12 protein-coding genes are annotated in these 16,983 nt (G+C 51.5%); all 12 read left to right on the plus strand.

From position 1 onward, the window contains the following. Positions 1-39: 39 nt before the first annotated feature. The gene (gene rseP, locus JUF13_RS01000) at positions 40-1,317 is read left to right on the plus strand and encodes an RIP metalloprotease RseP (RefSeq protein ID WP_203637341.1); all 1,278 of its coding nucleotides are present in this window, start codon (positions 40-42) and stop codon (positions 1,315-1,317) included. 35 nt (positions 1,318-1,352) lie between these two features. Next, positions 1,353-3,065 (plus strand): proline--tRNA ligase, encoded by a 1,713-nt coding sequence (locus JUF13_RS01005; protein ID WP_203637342.1) that lies wholly within the window; start codon positions 1,353-1,355, stop codon positions 3,063-3,065. A gap of 81 nt (positions 3,066-3,146) precedes the next feature. Continuing rightward, on the plus strand, positions 3,147-7,484 hold the full coding sequence (locus JUF13_RS01010; RefSeq protein ID WP_203637343.1) for a PolC-type DNA polymerase III: 4,338 nt from the start codon (positions 3,147-3,149) through the stop codon (positions 7,482-7,484). A 1,042-nt stretch (positions 7,485-8,526) separates the two neighbouring features. After that, entirely contained in the window at positions 8,527-8,745 is a 219-nt protein-coding gene (locus tag JUF13_RS01015) for a hypothetical protein (RefSeq protein WP_236002653.1), read from the plus strand. A 127-nt stretch (positions 8,746-8,872) separates the two neighbouring features. Beyond that, positions 8,873-9,346: a ribosome maturation factor RimP gene (rimP, locus tag JUF13_RS01020; RefSeq protein WP_203637345.1), complete on the plus strand. Its 474-nt coding sequence runs from the start codon at positions 8,873-8,875 to the stop codon at positions 9,344-9,346. Between the two features lie 21 nt (positions 9,347-9,367). Further along, a complete protein-coding gene (gene nusA, locus JUF13_RS01025; RefSeq protein ID WP_203637346.1) occupies positions 9,368-10,633 on the plus strand; it encodes a transcription termination factor NusA in 1,266 nt (421 codons plus the stop codon). A gap of 26 nt (positions 10,634-10,659) precedes the next feature. Next, positions 10,660-10,956, plus strand: coding sequence for an RNase P modulator RnpM (rnpM, locus tag JUF13_RS01030; RefSeq protein ID WP_125579840.1), 297 nt, complete (start codon positions 10,660-10,662; stop codon positions 10,954-10,956). After that, entirely contained in the window at positions 10,949-11,251 is a 303-nt protein-coding gene (locus JUF13_RS01035; protein ID WP_203637347.1) for a L7Ae/L30e/S12e/Gadd45 family ribosomal protein, read from the plus strand. Before rnpM ends, JUF13_RS01035 begins: the two co-directional genes overlap by 8 nt. Before the next feature lie 47 nt (positions 11,252-11,298). Next, on the plus strand, positions 11,299-13,785 hold the full coding sequence (infB, locus tag JUF13_RS01040) for a translation initiation factor IF-2 (RefSeq protein ID WP_203637348.1): 2,487 nt from the start codon (positions 11,299-11,301) through the stop codon (positions 13,783-13,785). Between the two features lie 19 nt (positions 13,786-13,804). Further along, on the plus strand, positions 13,805-14,155 hold the full coding sequence (gene rbfA / locus JUF13_RS01045; protein WP_020088579.1) for a 30S ribosome-binding factor RbfA: 351 nt from the start codon (positions 13,805-13,807) through the stop codon (positions 14,153-14,155). A gap of 488 nt (positions 14,156-14,643) precedes the next feature. Further along, a complete protein-coding gene (gene truB, locus JUF13_RS01050; RefSeq protein WP_203637349.1) occupies positions 14,644-15,555 on the plus strand; it encodes a tRNA pseudouridine(55) synthase TruB in 912 nt (303 codons plus the stop codon). Positions 15,556-15,577: 22 nt separating this feature from the next. Next, entirely contained in the window at positions 15,578-16,534 is a 957-nt protein-coding gene (gene ribF, locus JUF13_RS01055) for a riboflavin biosynthesis protein RibF (RefSeq protein ID WP_203637350.1), read from the plus strand. The last annotated feature ends 449 nt before the right edge of the window (positions 16,535-16,983 follow it).

Genomic DNA, 16,983 nt, shown 5'->3' on the forward strand with positions numbered 1-16,983 from the left:
AACGAAACGCTACTCTCGACTGAAGAAGGGACGACGCCTGTGATTACAACGATTATTACCTTTATCATCGTTTTCGGGATCCTGGTCATCGTGCATGAGTTTGGGCATTTTTACTTTGCCAAACGCGGTGGGATCCTGGTGCGTGAATTTTCCATCGGGATGGGCCCCAAGTTGGTCTATCACCGGGGAAAAGATGGGACGACCTACACCCTGCGGCTATTGCCGGTAGGGGGGTACGTCCGGATGGCTGGGGCCGAGGACGACGAGGAAGAAATTAAGCCTGGGACGCCGGTTAGCCTCTATGTCGGCGACAATGAGCAAGTTGAACGAATCAACACCAGTAAGAAATCGACGTTATTTAACGGAATTCCGCTGGAAGTCACCGGCACTGATCTGGAGGACGAACTCTGGATTGAAGGATACGAGAACGGCGACGAGTCTGAAGTTAAGCGCTACAGTGTGGCCCACAACGCGACCATTATTGAGGCCGACGGGACTGAATTGCAAATTGCGCCTAAGGACGTTCAATTCCAGTCCGCCACACTAGGTCGCCGGTTAATGACGAACTTTGCCGGGCCCATGAACAATATTTTATTGGCGATTGTGACCTTTATGCTGATGTCATTCGTTCAGGGTGGCGTGGCGATGGGCACCAACCAGATTCAGGTGGCCAGTTCACCGATTTCTGTGGCCAAGAAGGCCGGCGTCCAGACGAACGATAAAATTACCGCCGTCAACGGCAAGAAGACCACGAATTGGACGGATCTGAGCAACGCCATCCAGCCACTGGCGCATAAGAAAACCACGCTGACCATTCAACGGGGGTCCACTACGAAGCACGTCACGGTAACGCCGGCTGGACAAAAGTCTAACGGCAAGACCGTGGGGATGATTGGGATTACCCAGGCGCAGGACAAGCACATTGGGGCCATTTTGGCTTCTGGCTTTACCCAAACTTGGACGATGACCAAGGCTTTGTTTGGTGCGCTGTGGCACATGGTCTCCGGTCACTTTAGCTTGAATGATTTAGGGGGGCCCGTCGCCATCTTTGCGACAACCTCTCAAGCCACGCAGTACGGGGCCGTTGGGGTGCTGAACTTCTTAGCATTCCTCTCAATTAACTTGGCAATTGTCAATTTATTGCCAATTCCAGCCCTCGATGGTGGTAAAATATTATTAAACTTTATTGAAGCCATTCGACGCAAACCACTTTCAGAAAACGTGGAAGCGGCGATTACGTTGGTGGGGGTAGGGTTCTTGGTTCTACTCATGCTCTTAGTGACGTGGAACGATATTGAACGTTACTTCATTCATTAACAAATTCGGTCGTTACGGGAAGGGAATATTTAACTATGAAACAATCGAAACTACTCATTCCAACTTTGAAGGAAGTTCCGAATGGGGCAGAAGCGTTGAGCCACCAAATGATGTTACGGGCGGGGTATATTCGCCAAGTCACTGCTGGGGTTTACGCTTATTTGCCACTGGCTTACCGGGTCTTAGCGAACATCGAGTCGATTATTCGTGAAGAAATGGAGAAAATTGACGCGGTTGAAACGTTGATGCCAGCCATTTTACCCGCTACCTTGTGGCAAGATTCTGGCCGTTACGAAACGTACGGTCCCAACTTATTTAAGTTTAAAAACCGCCACGACACGGACTTTATCTTAGGGCCAACCCATGAAGAAACCTTTACCATGTTGATTCGTGACGCCATCAAGTCCTACAAGCGGTTGCCGTTGGTGATGTACCAAATCCAACCTAAGTACCGGGATGAAGACCGGCCACGGTACGGCTTATTACGGGGCCGTGAGTTCATCATGAAGGATGCTTACTCCTTCTCAATCAATGATGAAGACCTAGACCGAATCTATGATCAAATGGAACAGGCTTACGAGAACATCTTCAACCGGGTCGGTTTGAACTACCGGGCCATCGTTGGGGATGGTGGTGCCATGGGTGGGAAGGATTCCAAGGAATTCTCCGCCATCGCACCCGTTGGGGAAGACACCATCGTCTACTCTGACTCCTCTGATTACGCAGCTAACCTGGAAATGGCGAAGAGCCTCTTCATCAGTAAGAAGTCTCACGCCCAAGCCGAAGACCTAAAGAAGGTTGCGACGCCTGGTGCCAAGACCATTGATGAAGTGGCTGACTTCTTTGACGTGAAGCCGGCAGCTTTAGTTAAGAGCATGCTCTACATTGCCAACAAGGAACAACCCGTCATGGTCTTGGTTCGTGGGGACCACGAAGTCAACGAAACCAAGTTAAAAAATTACTTGGATGCCGACTTCTTAGACCCCGCAACACCAGAAGACGCCAAGAAGTTCCTGAACGCTAACTTTGGCTCACTTGGCCCTGTCGGTGTTGGCGAAGACGTTAAAATTTTAGCCGACCAATACGTTGGCGACATGGTCAACGTGATTGTCGGTGCCGATGAAGATGGCTACCATTACGTGAACGCCAACGCCGGCCGCGACTTCCGGGTCGACGCCTACGATGACTTCAGAGATGTCCAACCGGGTGACCTGTCACCAGATGGTTCCGGCGTGTTGAAGTTCACTAAGGGAATTGAAATTGGGCATATCTTTAAGTTGGGAACGCGTTACTCCGATGCCCTTGGCGCAACCGTTCTGGACGAAGGTGGCCGGCAAAAGCCTGTTGTGATGGGTTCTTACGGTATCGGTGTGAGCCGCTTACTGTCCGCTATCGCCGAACAACAAGCTGATGAGAACGGGCTAGTTTGGCCCCGGAACATTGCGCCATTTGATATTCACCTGGTTCCCGTCAACCTGAAGAAGGAAGACCAAGCTAACCTGACGACCGAACTCGAAAATGAGTTGACTGCCAAGGGTTACCGCGTGCTGACTGATGACCGGAAAGAACGTCCAGGCGTGAAGTTCGCTGACTCTGATTTGATGGGGATTCCGGTCCGCATCACGATTGGGAAAAAGGCCGGCGAAGGCATTGTTGAAATTAAAATTCGCAAGACTGGTGAAACGGTCGAAGTGATCAAGGACGAGGTTGCTAGTACCGTTGAAATCCTGTTCAAGGACATCGACTAGCGACACCGTAAAGACCAGCATTGATGGCTGGTCTTTTTGGTTCCTCACAGAAATGTTTCAAGTTATGAAAGGAGTTTCCTCGTGGACGAAGATCGCCATGCTTTATTTGAAAAATTACTACAACAACTAGATCTGTCTGCTGCTGCGGCGCAACCGTATTTCCAGACGGCCACCATTGACCGGCTCACGGTGCACGAGCAATCACGGCGGTGGCACTTCTTCTTGAAGTTACCAAGTTTGATGCCGTTCACGGCTTTCGTCGATTTTCACAATCATTTACAGCTGGCCTTTAAGGATATTGCTAAGGTCGAGGCGACTTTGGAAGTGGACCAGCCGGAACTGACGAACCGGGCACTCGGGGACTACTGGAAGTGGGTCGTGGAAAACAGCGGCTTGACCAGTAACCTGGTGCAGGAATTGTGTCAGTCACAGGTTCCGGGACTGGACGAAGATAACCGGGTATTGTTGTACGCGCAAAATGAGGTCGTCAAAGACTTTTTGACCAACCAGGCCCTCGGCCCGTTGGAAGCCACGTACCGGGATGCCGGGTTCCCTAAGTTTAATATCAAGGTCATGGTCGACGAGTCTAAGTCTCAGGCCAAGATTGATGAATTCAAGGCCCGTCAGGAAAAGAACGATGCCCAGTTGGCCCAACAGGCAGCTGCGGCGATTGAAAAGGCTAATCAGAAACGGGCCGCTCAGGGCGATACACCAGCTGCTGAGGGTCCCACTCAGATTGGGAAGACCATCAAAGGTGACCAACCGATTACCCGGATGGTGGATATCACCCAAGAGGAACGTTCCGTGGTGGTTGAAGGTTACGTCTTCGACAAGGAAGTGCGGAAGCTACGGTCGGGTCGGCAACTGTTGACCCTGAAGATCACCGACTACACGTCCTCGTTCGCCGTGAAGAAATTCTCTCGTGGGGCCGAAGACGAAGCCCAATTTGCCGGCGTCGAAGAAGGCAGTTGGGTCAAGGTTCGGGGGAGCGTGCAGGAAGACACCTACATGCATGACCTGGCCTTGAACGCCTACGATATCAACCAGGTTAAGCACGCCATGCGCCAGGATACAGCGCCGGCGGATGAGAAACGGGTTGAACTCCATTTACACACGTCCATGAGCCAAATGGACGCAACGAACCCCATCACGGATTACGTGAGCCGGGCGAAAAAATGGGGGATGCCAGCGCTGGCCATTACGGACCACGCCGACGTGCAAGGATTTCCTGCCGCCTTCAATTCGGGTTCTAAGGCAGGCATCAAGATGCTCTACGGGGTGGAAGCCAACCTGGTGGACGATGGGGTACCAATCGGGTACAACAGCGCTCACGAGGCCTTAGATGGGGCCACGTACGTTGTCTTTGACGTGGAAACCACTGGGCTGTCCGCCATTTACGATAAAGTTATCGAACTCTCAGCGGTCAAGATGCAGCATAAAAACGTCGTCGAACAGTTTGAAGAGTTCATTGACCCCGGGTTCCCCCTGTCCGAGCAGACGACCAATTTGACCAGTATCACGGACGATATGGTGGCCGGTTCCAAGTCGGAAGAGGAAGTCTTTAAGCTCTTCCGCGAATTCTGTGGGGATGCCATCATCGTTGGGCATAACGTCACGTTTGACGTGGGGTTCATGAATACCGGGTACCAGCGTCACGGGATGCCCGAAATCAGTAACCCCATCATTGATACCTTAACGTTGGCCCGGTTCCTGTACCCAACGCTGAAGAGCTACCGGTTGAATACCTTGGCTAAACGCTTCCATGTCAGTCTGGAGCACCATCACCGGGCCGTTTACGATGCGGAGTCCACGGGACACTTGAATTATCTGTTCCTAAAGGATGCCGAGGACCGCTACAATATTCAGTACCATGATCAGTTAAATGATCACATGACCGACAACGATGCCTACAAGCACGCGCGGCCGAGCCATGCCATTTTGATTGCCAAGACCCAGGACGGGTTGAAGAACATGTTTAAGCTGGTTTCAGCCTCGAACGTGGATTACTTCTACCGGGTGCCCCGGGTACCACGCAGCTTGCTGGACAAGTACCGGGACGGCATCATTGTCGGTTCGGCTTGTTCTTCCGGTGAAGTCTTTACGGCCATGATGCAAAAGGGTCAGGTCGAGGCGGCAGCGAAGGCCAAGTACTATGATTACTTGGAAGTTCAGCCCAAGGCGGCCTACCAACCCCTGATTGATTCCGGTTTGATTGCTGACGAAGCCAACCTAGAAGAAATCGTGGGCAACATGGTCAAGCTGGGGCACGACCTCAACAAGCCCGTTGTGGCGACCGGGGATGTGCATTACCTGGATCCGGAAGACTACATTTACCGGAAAATTCTGATTCACTCCCAGGGGGGTGCAAACCCGCTGAACCGCCACGAGTTGCCGGACGCGCATTTCATGACAACTAATGAAATGCTGGATGACTTTGCTTACCTGGGACCGGAAACGGCCAAGGAAATCGTGGTCACCAACACGCAGAAAATTGCCAACGACGTGGACGAGGTTCATCCGTTAAAGGATAAGCTGTACACGCCCCGGATGGAAGGTGCCGAGGATGAAATTCGGCAACGGACTATGGATACCGCGCACGCGTGGTATGGCGATCCGCTGCCTGAACTGGTTCAGCACCGAGTCGACCGGGAACTGAAGTCCATCATTGGCAACGGGTTCTCCGTGATTTATTTGATTGCCCAACGGTTAGTAGCCAAATCCAATAAAGACGGATACTTAGTTGGGTCACGGGGGTCCGTTGGGTCCAGTGTCGTGGCCACGTTCACCGGAATTACCGAAGTGAACCCGTTGCCCCCACACTACCGTTGCCCGAACTGTCAGTATTCTCATTTCTATACCAAAGGGGAATACAGTTCCGGCTACGATTTACCCGAAAAAAATTGCCCCAACTGTGGGACGTTAATGATCGGTGACGGCCATAACATTCCTTTCGAAACTTTCTTAGGGTTTAAGGGAAACAAGGTCCCCGATATCGATTTGAACTTCTCCGGGGACTACCAACCAATTGCCCACAACTATACCAAAGTCTTGTTCGGTGAGAAAAATGTGTACCGGGCCGGCACGATTGGGACGGTGGCGGACAAGACCGGTTATGGGTACGTCAAGGCCTATGAACGAGACACCGAGCAGAACTTGCGGGGCGCCGAGATTGATCGGCTAGCCAAGGGTGTGACCGGGGTTAAACGGAACACGGGTCAACATCCCGCGGGGATCATTGTTGTGCCGGACTACATGGATATTTACGACTTTACGCCGATCCAGTACCCAGCCGATGACCAGAACGCGGCTTGGCAAACGACCCACTTTGATTTCCATTCGATCCATGATAATATTTTGAAAATTGATATTCTGGGGCATGATGACCCCACGATGATCCGGACGCTCCAAGATTTATCTGGGGTCGATCCACAGACCATTCCGATGGATGATCCCGGGGTCATGGCGTTGTTCTCTGGGACGGATTCCTTAGGCGTGACGCCGGAAGAAATTCAATCCAAGACCGGGACGCTGGGTGTGCCTGAATTTGGGACGCGGTTTGTCCGGGGGATGCTGGAAGAAACGCATCCGCAGAACTACTCGCAATTGCTCCAAATTTCTGGACTCTCTCACGGGACCGATGTGTGGTTAGGAAACGCCGAAGAATTGATTAAGAACGGCACCGCCACCATCGCCAACGTGATTGGGTGTCGGGATAACATCATGACCGACTTGATTAACTTCGGCCTTGATTCCGAAACGTCCTTCCAGGTTATGGAACACGTGCGGAAAGGCCGGGGTATCCCGGATGAATGGCAAGAGAAAATGAAGGAGACCGACTGTCCGGACTGGTACATTGATTCTTGTTTGAAAATCAAGTACATGTTCCCCCGGGCCCATGCCGCAGCCTACGTGCTGATGGCGTTGCGGGTGGCCTACTTCAAGGTCTACTTCCCAATTATTTACTACGCCGCTTACTTCTCTGTGCGGGCCGATGACTTTGACGTCGTCGCCATGTCACAGGGGAAGACGGCGGTTAAGGCGGCCATGAAGGCCATCAACGACCAGGGAATGGATGCGTCCACCAAGGATAAAAACCTCCTGACCGTGTTGGAATTAGCCAACGAAATGCTCGAACGCGGTTTCAACTTTAAAATGATCGACCTGGAACGTTCCGACGCTGCCGACTGGATCATCGATGGCGACACATTGATTGCACCATTCCAAGCTGCTCCTGGCTTGGGCCTAAACGTCGCCAAGCAAATCGTGGCTGCCCGCAACGACCGGCCCTTCATTTCTAAGGAAGATCTGGCCAAGCGCGGGAAGGTCTCAAAGACCATCATCGACTTTATGACTGAGAACGGCGTGCTGAAGGGCTTGCCGGATGAGAACCAGCTCAGCCTCTTCGACGACATGATGTAACCTCTCCTGACTCGAAGTTGTGTGCTGACCGCGCCTTGCCGGGCGATAAAAATGGGCCGGAACGCTGGGGGCAGGACGGCCAGAGCCAAAGGGCGGTCTCTGCCCTCGCTTTGAACCACGAAAACCGTGTTTCAAAGTCGCCATTTTCTAAGCAAATCACTTAGAAAATCCCCCGGCTGAGCCCATTTTTCTCGCCCTATCGGCTTACATGGTGGAGGAGTCAGCAGAGGATACCTCATTAACTATGGCTTGTTTATGATGTGGTGTCACGTGGAAGTTGGTTCAACTGGCGGTCACAGCGCCTTACCGGGCGGCGAAAATAAACCGGAACGCTGAGGGCGGACAGCCGAAGCAATTCCCACAACTGAGTTTATTTTCGCCGCCCTCACGGCTGATACTAGTTGAGCCCGTTTCACGGCGACATCAGTTTGCTTTGGATGATATTGTGTTAAAGAGGCAGAATTCCCATATGGGGTTCTGCCTTTTCGTTTGCATATTTTGTGGTTTTAAAGGAAATTCTAAAAGCCTTGAACAAGCAATGATGAGGGAATGTTTTTTGCCCAACGAGTTAGTTCGATGACCGTTAGATTGCGCGTTAGAAGTTGCTAAAGGTATTTTTAGTTTACGTGACTGCCAATACGACCAGTTAACCGGTGATTTTGGGCTAAGACAGTGTGAGCCGCAGGTCTGGCGAAAATGGGCTCAGCCGTGGGAATGCCCTTAGTGGCGCACTTTGCCGCTTAGGGCATTGATATCTTTGAGACGCGATTTTCAGCGGCTCAAAGTAAGACCGGAGACCGTACTTTGGCTCCGGTCGTTCGCCCACAGCGGACCGGTCCCATTTTCACCAGACCGGAGGCGCAAACACAGTCTTAATGCCCAAACAATCGGACTGTAAACGCTTACAAAGTCCGCTAACTATGTTATAATTTACTTAAGGAAAACGTAAACCATTAATAAACTTTAGCGAAAGCGGGTGTTCACCATGTTACGGCGGTTCGTGAGATTACCAGATGGGTGGATTTTTCTGGCAGGTTATTGTTTGCTTGGCTTAGGTTACATTTTGTTCGGTATCATGGCGAGCGTGGGTGAGGCCACGTTCTTGGCGATGGTGTTAGCCTACTTCGTGGTGGCTTTCATCCTCACGTTAATTAAGGCCATTAGTTTAAAATCGATGGCGACAACGCGTTTGAATTTCTTAGTCTTTGAATTTATCACGATTGTCGGCTTCGTTTTGCTCCTGTTAACTTGTGAAGCGTAAGGGGCGCGACGGTTGCAATCACGCGGTAGCTGTAGTAAACTAGCTCTTGTAGTTAAACTCGTTTTTTAAATGAGTGAGCAGTCATTGCTCACTCTTTTTAATGGAAAAATATAGGAGGCGGAATTCTTTGAGTACTGTCGTCGAGACCGTGACGGCCTTAGCCCAGCCAATCGTGGCGCAGCATCAGTTTGAACTAGTTGACGTTGAATTTGTCAAGGAAGGTAAGAGTTGGTACCTGCGGCTCTACATCGATAAGCCGGGGGGCATCAACATTGAAGAATGTGCGATGGTCAGTGATGAGATATCCGAAAAGATGGATAGCTTAGATCCAGACCCCATTCCTCAAGCCTACTTCTTGGAGGTATCCTCACCGGGTGCTGAACGACCATTGAAGAAGCCGGCCGACTTTGAAAAGGCTGTGGGGGATTACATCCACGTATCCCTTTACCAAAAGATCGGTAATAGCAAGGTTTATGAAGGAACTTTGGAATCATTAAGCGCAGATAGTATGGATTTAACGGTTAATTTAAAGGGTCGCATCAAGACCTTAACGATTCCCCGCGACGCCATTGCGCAAGCCCGGTTAGCTATCAAGTTCTAACAATAAGGAGCGAAACAACACATGAGTAAAGAATTATTGGGTGCCTTAGATGTTCTGGAAACGGAAAAAGGCATCGACAAACAAATCGTGATTGACGCCCTCGAAGCCGCTTTGGTTTCGGCATACAAGCGTAATTACGACCAAGCCCAAAACGTTGAGGTCAACTTTGACCAACGAAAAGGGGACATTCACGTCTTTGCCGTTAAGAAAGTCGTTGACCAAGTCTACGATTCACGGCTGGAAGTTAGCCTGGATGAAGCCCTGACCATCAACAAGGGTTACGAAATTGGTGATGACATCAAGTTTGAGGTCACCCCTAAGAACTTCGGTCGAATCGCTGCGCAAACGGCCAAGCAGGTTATCCTGCAACGGGTTCGTGAAGCAGAACGGAACATCATCTACAACCAATACAGCCAATACGAAAATGAAATCGTGACCGGGGAAGTTGAACGCCAGGATTCACGGTTCGTTTACGTCAGCTTGGGCAAGGTTGAAGCCGTGATGGGTCGTCAGGATCAAATGCCTAACGAAACTTACCGGATTCACGACCGCATCAAGGTCTACGTGACCCGTGTGGAAAACGCCACCAAGGGCCCACAAGTCTTTGTTAGCCGGACCCACGCCGATTTATTGAAGCGGTTATTTGAACAAGAAGTCCCAGAAGTTTACGATGGGACTGTGGAAATCATGGCGATTGCGCGTGAAGCCGGTGACCGGGCCAAGGTTGCGGTTCGTTCAAACAACCCTGATATCGACCCCGTGGGGACCAGTGTCGGCCCTCGTGGTCAACGGGTTCAGACCATCGTGAATGAACTCGGTGGTGAAAACATGGATATCGTTGAATGGACCGATGATGAAGCCAAGTTTATCGCTAACGCGTTGAACCCAGCCGAAGTCTTGGACGTTATCTTTGACCCGAACAACGAACGAGCTTGCCAAGTCATCGTGCCAGACTATCAATTATCCCTGGCCATTGGTAAGCGGGGCCAAAATGCTCGTTTAGCCGCTAAGTTGACCGGTTATAAGATCGATATCAAATCAGAATCCGAAGCATCTGCTATAATGGAAGCTGATCAGACTGCTAGCGACGACACGACTGAAGCCAGTGATGTTTCTGCCGCAGCGACGCCTGATGAAGACGCGGCTGCAACCACTGAAGCCACGACGGACGTTCCATCAGCTGAGACTGAAACGACTGAAGATGCCGCACCGGCAACCCCAGCTGATTCAGCAGCGGATACCGACGCCACTAGTGACGCTACCGACGACGGTGACGACGCCGAATAGCGCCATTTACAAGGAGGGTTAGGTCCATGAAACAACGGAAGATCCCCATGCGCAAGGATATTGTGACTGGGGAAATGGCACCAAAGAAACAATTGGTGCGGGTCGTCCGCAACCAAGAACAAGCGGTCAGCATTGATCCTACCGGCAAGCAATCCGGGCGCGGGGCCTACATCAGTTTGGATGTAGCCATTGCGCAACGGGCTAAGAAGGAACGGACCTTTGACCACGCCTTTGGTGTTAAGATCGATGATCAATTTTACGATGATTTAATTGCGTACGTTGATCATCAGCAAGCACGACGGGAATTATTCGACAATGACTAATCCCGAGCGCGCCTTACAATTATTAGGACTGGTCCGGCGGGCAGGTAAACTGGTTACCGGTGAGTCCTTTGTCCTAGCCGCCGTGCGGGATCGGTCAGCTAAATTGGTACTCATGGCCAGCGACACTGGTAAGAGTAGCCAAAAGCAATTCCGTGATAAAACGACGAGCTATGACGTCCCATTGAATGAATCATTTACTAAGGACCAACTGAGCACGGCCATTGGGTCGGCGCGCACGGTCATCGCAATTACTGATCCGGGATTTGTCCGGAAGTTACAACAATTACTTGAGTAGCCACCTGACGTTCTCGTGATCGGTAGAATATTAAGGAGTGTGAAGATATGGGGAAAAAGCGAATCTATGAACTCGCAAAAGAAATTAACGTCTCCAGTAAACAGATCATCGCGAAAGCCGAAGAAAAAGGCTTTCCGGTGAAAAACCACATGTCAACGCTCGGCGAGAACGAAGAACGTCAGTTACGGGCTGCTTTTAAGCCTCAAGGCAAGCCAGCAGCTAAACCAGCCGCTGGTAAGTCGCAGCCGGTTCGTCAATCTGCGTCAACCACGCAGGCTGCTCGACCAGCGCAATCCGGGAACCAGACTCGTGGCAACGCGACGACTCACCAGAACCATGGGAGTTCGCAGCAGTCCGGTAACCAGCAGAAGTCGTCGACGAATGGGAAACAACCACGTTCACAGCAGAATTCGGCTGGCGGGAACCGTACTCAACAGAACGGCAACAATGGCAACCGGAACCATAATAATGGTAATGGGGGCAACAATCAGAATCACCGTAACAACAATAAAAATAATGGCCAGACCGGGAGTACACACACTGAGCAACATAATTCCGGTACCGGCAGATTTGGTGGAAGCTTGAATAATAATACAAACAATAGTAACGGCCGGCGTAGCAACGGTGGCAACGGCAATAGCCGTGGGGGCCGTAATAACCGGAACAACCGCAATAACCGCCGTCGTAATAATAACAATAATCGTTATAAGAAGAACCAACGGATTAAAGACACGAACCAACACAAGGGCGCACCAGAACGGAAGAACAAGGCTTTACCAGAAGTTCTGGTCTACTCCGATGGGATGAACGCCCAAGACTTGGCAAAAATCTTACACCGTTCTTCAGCTGAAATCGTGAAGAAACTCTTCATGTTAGGCGTCATGGTCAACCAAAACCAATCCCTGGACAAGGATACGATTGAAATTTTGGCCGACGACTATGGCATCAAGGCCCAAGAAAAGGTTGAAGTCGACGTTTCTGATATCGACAAGGCCTTTGATGAAGAAATGGCTAACAAGGACCACCTGGTTACCCGGGCACCAGTCGTTACCATCATGGGTCACGTTGACCATGGGAAGACGACGTTGTTGGACCACTTACGTCATTCTCACATTACCGAGGGTGAAGCCGGTGGGATCACGCAGGCCATTGGGGCTTACCAAGTCCACTACAATGACAAGCTGATCACCTTCTTGGATACCCCAGGACATGCGGCCTTTACTGAAATGCGGGCCCGTGGTGCTGAAATTACCGACATCACTGTCTTGGTCGTCGCTGCCGATGATGGGGTTATGCCACAAACCATCGAAGCCATTCACCATGCGAAGGCTGCTGGGACGCCAATTATCGTGGCTGTGAACAAGATCGATAAGCCAGGTGCTAACCCGAACCACGTCATGGAACAATTGACGGAATACGAATTGATTCCTGAAGACTGGGGTGGCGACACCATCTTCGTTGAAATTTCAGCGAAGTTTGGCAAGAACATCGATGAACTGCTCGACATGATCTTACTGCAGTCCGAAGTCTTGGAATTAAAGGCTAACCCTGAACAAAACGGTGCTGGGAACGTTATCGAAGCCCGTTTGGATCAAGGTCAAGGTTCCGTTGCGACCTTACTGGTTCAACAAGGGACCTTACACGTTGGGGACCCAATCGTTGTTGGGAACACGTTTGGTCGTGTCCGGACGATGGTCAACGAACGTGGTCGTCGGATCAAGGACGCCGTACCATCAACCCCTGTTGAAATTACTGGGTTGAACGACGTGCCAGAAGCTGGGGACCGGTTCGTGGTCTTCAACGATGAAAAGACGGCTCGGGCAGCCGGTGAAGAACGGGCCAAGGAAGCCTTGGTCAAGGAACGCCGGAACACGAGTCATGTCACGTTGGACAACCTCTTCGATTCCCTTAAGGAAGGCGAAATGAAGGAAGTTGACGTCATCATCAAGGCTGACGTTCAAGGTTCCGTTGAAGCCTTGGCTGGGAGCTTGAAGAAGATTGAAGTCTCTGGCGTGCGGGTCAACATCATTCACTCTGCCGTTGGGGCCATTAACGAAAGTGATGTCACTTTGGCGGAAGCCTCAGATGCCATCATTATCGGGTTCAACGTTCGCCCAACGCCACAAGCACGGGCCCAAGCCGACAGCGACAAGGTCGACATTCGCCTGCACAACGTCATCTACAACGCTATCGATGAAATTGAGACGGCGATGAAGGGGCTGCTGGAACCAACCTACGAAGAAGAAATCACTGGTGAAATTGAAGTCAAGGATATCTTCCATGCCTCTAAGGTCGGCACAATTGTCGGTGGGATGGTAACTGAAGGTTACGTCAACGCTGACAGCGACGTCCGGTTGATTCGTGACGGCGTGGTCATTTACGAAGGTAAGTTGGGTAGCTTGAAGCGGTTCAAGGACGACGTCAAGCAAGTTAAGATGGGTTATGAATTAGGATTAACTATCGAGAACTACAACGACATCAAGGTGGGCGATGTGATCGAAGCCTACGTGATGAAGGAAGTTCCCGTTAAATAAATTATCGGAGGCAAACGTCATGGCACAATATCGAGTTGGCCGGTTGGAACAAGAAATCCAGCGGGAAGTTACGGATATTCTCCTAAAACGTGTCCGCGATCCGCGGGTCGAGGGCGTCACCGTTACCGGCGTGGAAGTCACAGGTGACTTGCAGCAGGCAACGATTTACTACAGCATTTTATCCGACAAGGCTTCTTCAGCGGAAAAGACGCAGCAAGGTCTGAACAAGGCCACTGGGTTGATCCGGTCCGAATTGGGTTCACGCTTAAGCATCTACAAGACGCCAGAGCTGAACTTCGAACAGGACTCTTCCGTGCGTTACGGGAGTCACATCGATGAACTGTTAAATGATTTACATCGCCGCGAGTAATCGCAGGTGAAAGAAGGGCGTCGGTCGTTAATGACCGGGGTCCTTTTTCTGTGCAGTGATTGCAAATTGACGGTGGGGCAACGTGATTCTAGGGTTTCCATTAGCCAGCAACCTTTTGTCTGTGGTAAACTATATGAGCTATGCGTCTTAGGATGAGTTAAACCAATTTGATATCCAAATGAGACGTGTTATTGCCTGAGTGCGGTACCAATTAGCCAGAATTAGTGAAGACTAGCCAGGCTAGCAAATTTTAGTGACCAGAGGTGGATCAACCTGACCAGCTGTGTCGGTGGCCTTAACTGAGTGTTTTTCTCAGTTTAGGCCACGGGACGACCTTTGAGACCGTTCTTTGGCTCAAAGTCGAGGTGGAAGACCGTTCCTTGGTCTGGAACCGGCCCCATAGCAGGACAGGTTGAATCCACCGGCGGAAACGGATGGGTTCGAAACACTCATGTCCTAACACGTAGAAATGAAACGGAGGAACCAGCATGGATGGGATTATCCCCCTATATAAAGAACGCGGCATGACCAGCTTCGACTGTGTTGCCAAGCTGCGGCATATTTTACACACCAAAAAGGTTGGGCACAGTGGCACCCTGGACCCCAGCGTCGATGGTGTTTTGCCAATTTGTATTGGCTCAGCGACGAAGGTCGTTCCGTACTTGATGGCCTCCGGTAAAATGTACCGTGGAACCGTCACGTTAGGCTTCGCGACCACGACCGAAGATTTAGATGGCGAGGTCGTGGAGAAGCAACCGTTGACCACGCCGTTCACGTTTGAACAATTAACGGCAGCGACGGCAAAACTGACCGGGACCATTCAACAGACGCCACCGATGTTTTCCGCAGTCAAGGTCAACGGGCGCAAGCTGTACGAGTACGCGCGCGCTGGTGAAACGGTTGAACGGCCCACGCGGACGATTACCGTCGATCATTTTACGTTGACCGATGCTAGCACCTTTGACGCCGATGCTGGAACGCAGACCGTGGCCTTTGAAGTGGCCTGTTCCAAGGGAACCTACGTCCGGACGCTGGCCGTTGACCTGGGTCGCCAACTCGGCGTGCCCGCGGTCATGGCCTCGTTGACCCGGCACAAGAGTGGGGGCTTCACCCTGGACCAGACGGTGACGTTGGACCAGGTGGCCGAAGCCATGGCCAATGAAGATCTGAGTCCCATTTTACGGCCAATCGACTACGCCTTAGCTGAATACCCGCACGTGGCCCTGAGCGACCGTGTCTGGGCTTTGGTTAAGAACGGCGTCTTCCTGACAACGGAAGAGGTAAACGGCGCTACGGCACCGGAGATTGCCCTGACGTATCAAGGTGCGATCAAATGTCTGTACCAATGGTCTGAAGAAAAACAACAATATAAACCGCTAAAAATGTTTGCGGTGAACTAAGTTTTGAGAAGAGGAATTTCCAATGGAAGTTATTCACATACATCACCCCTTAGATGCACGTCAGATTCCCGATGAGCCGGTCGTTTTGGCCATGGGCTTTTTCGATGGCGTTCACCGGGGGCACCAGGCGGTCATCAACCGGGCGAAGGCGGTAGCCCAAGCCAAGGGCGTTAAATTAGCGGTCCTGACCTACGACCACCATCCAGCCTTGGTTTACCGGCCATTACAAGCGGATGATCAAAAGTATTTGAGTCCCATCAAACGGAAGCTGCAACAGCTGGACCGTTTGGGCGTTGACCGGGTCTTTTTGGTGAACTATACCGGTGATTTTGCGTCACAAAGTCCCCAGGAGTTCGTTGATAACTACCTGGTCGGCTTTCACACGGTAGCCGCGGTGGCGGGCTTTGACCACACCTATGGCAAGAAAGACGTGGCCAACATGGACCTGTTGCCAGGTTACGCCCAGGGCCGCTTTGAGGTGATTACCGTGCCAGAAGAAGCTAACGGCACGCAAAAGGTGAGCTCCAGCCATATTCGCGAAGCCATGAAGGCGGGGGATATTGACTTGGTTAACCAATTACTGGGCTATACCTACCGTTCGACTGGGCTGGTCGTTCACGGCGAGGCCCGGGGCCGGACGATTGGGTACCCAACGGCCAACGTTTTGGCACCACAAGACGAATGGATTCCCGGTATCGGTATCTATACGGCTCGGCTCAAGGTCGGCGCCATCTGGTACCCTGGGATGGTCTCTGTGGGCCGCAACGTGACCTTTGGGGATAACCGCCCCATCACGGTCGAAATGAACCTGTTGGACTTCCAGGGCGACCTGTACGGCGAACCCGTTGAGGTCGAATGGCACCACCGGCTCCGCGGCGAGGTCAAGTTTGCCGATGCGGACGGTTTAGTGGCCCAGTTGAAGCAGGACGAGGACGATACGCGCGCCTACTTCCAGCAACTAGCAGCGCACGAATCGTAACGGGTTAAACTAGTCGTTGGTTTCGCCTCCGGCTGGTGCAAATAGGCCGTGACGCTGTGGGCGCACGTTTGGAGCCGAAGGGCGGTCTCCAAACTTACTTTGAGCCTCATGGACCGAGTCTCAAAGATAGCAGTTGCCTAAGCGGGAAACCCGCTAAGGCAACTCCCACGGCTTAGCCTATTTTCACCAGCCCTGCGGCTGACACTGGTTTGGACCGTGACACATTCGTTTCTGAATGTGGTGTGTCACCGGTTGAAATAATGTTGGTTAGTCTAACTCAAAGCCCACTTAACCATATTTTAAAAAATTGTGTCACGCACTTCCCAAAAATGGGTTGTGGCGTGGCATTTTTCTTTTGTGTTCGGCTATTTTGACAAATTAATTGGGTGGATGTCAGGGACGTGTTACCATCTGGCGTGGTGATCATCGTGGTGACGACCCTGACTGGT

Origin of the sequence: Levilactobacillus wangkuiensis (assembly GCF_016861605.1) — a bacterium.
In the GTDB taxonomy this organism is placed as follows: domain Bacteria; phylum Bacillota; class Bacilli; order Lactobacillales; family Lactobacillaceae; genus Levilactobacillus; species Levilactobacillus wangkuiensis.

Excerpts from the sequence above, each read along its gene's own strand:
- JUF13_RS01005 (WP_203637342.1), top strand. The coding sequence starts at position 1,353 with ATGAAACAATCGAAACTACTCATTCCAACTTTGAAGGAAGTTCCGAAT.
- ribF (WP_203637350.1), top strand. The coding sequence starts at position 15,578 with ATGGAAGTTATTCACATACATCACCCCTTAGATGCACGTCAGATTCCC.
- JUF13_RS01035 (WP_203637347.1), top strand. The coding sequence starts at position 10,949 with ATGACTAATCCCGAGCGCGCCTTACAATTATTAGGACTGGTCCGGCGG.
- truB (WP_203637349.1), top strand. The coding sequence starts at position 14,644 with ATGGATGGGATTATCCCCCTATATAAAGAACGCGGCATGACCAGCTTC.
- nusA (WP_203637346.1), top strand. The coding sequence starts at position 9,368 with ATGAGTAAAGAATTATTGGGTGCCTTAGATGTTCTGGAAACGGAAAAA.
- rnpM (WP_125579840.1), top strand. The coding sequence starts at position 10,660 with ATGAAACAACGGAAGATCCCCATGCGCAAGGATATTGTGACTGGGGAA.
- rbfA (WP_020088579.1), top strand. The coding sequence starts at position 13,805 with ATGGCACAATATCGAGTTGGCCGGTTGGAACAAGAAATCCAGCGGGAA.
- infB (WP_203637348.1), top strand. The coding sequence starts at position 11,299 with ATGGGGAAAAAGCGAATCTATGAACTCGCAAAAGAAATTAACGTCTCC.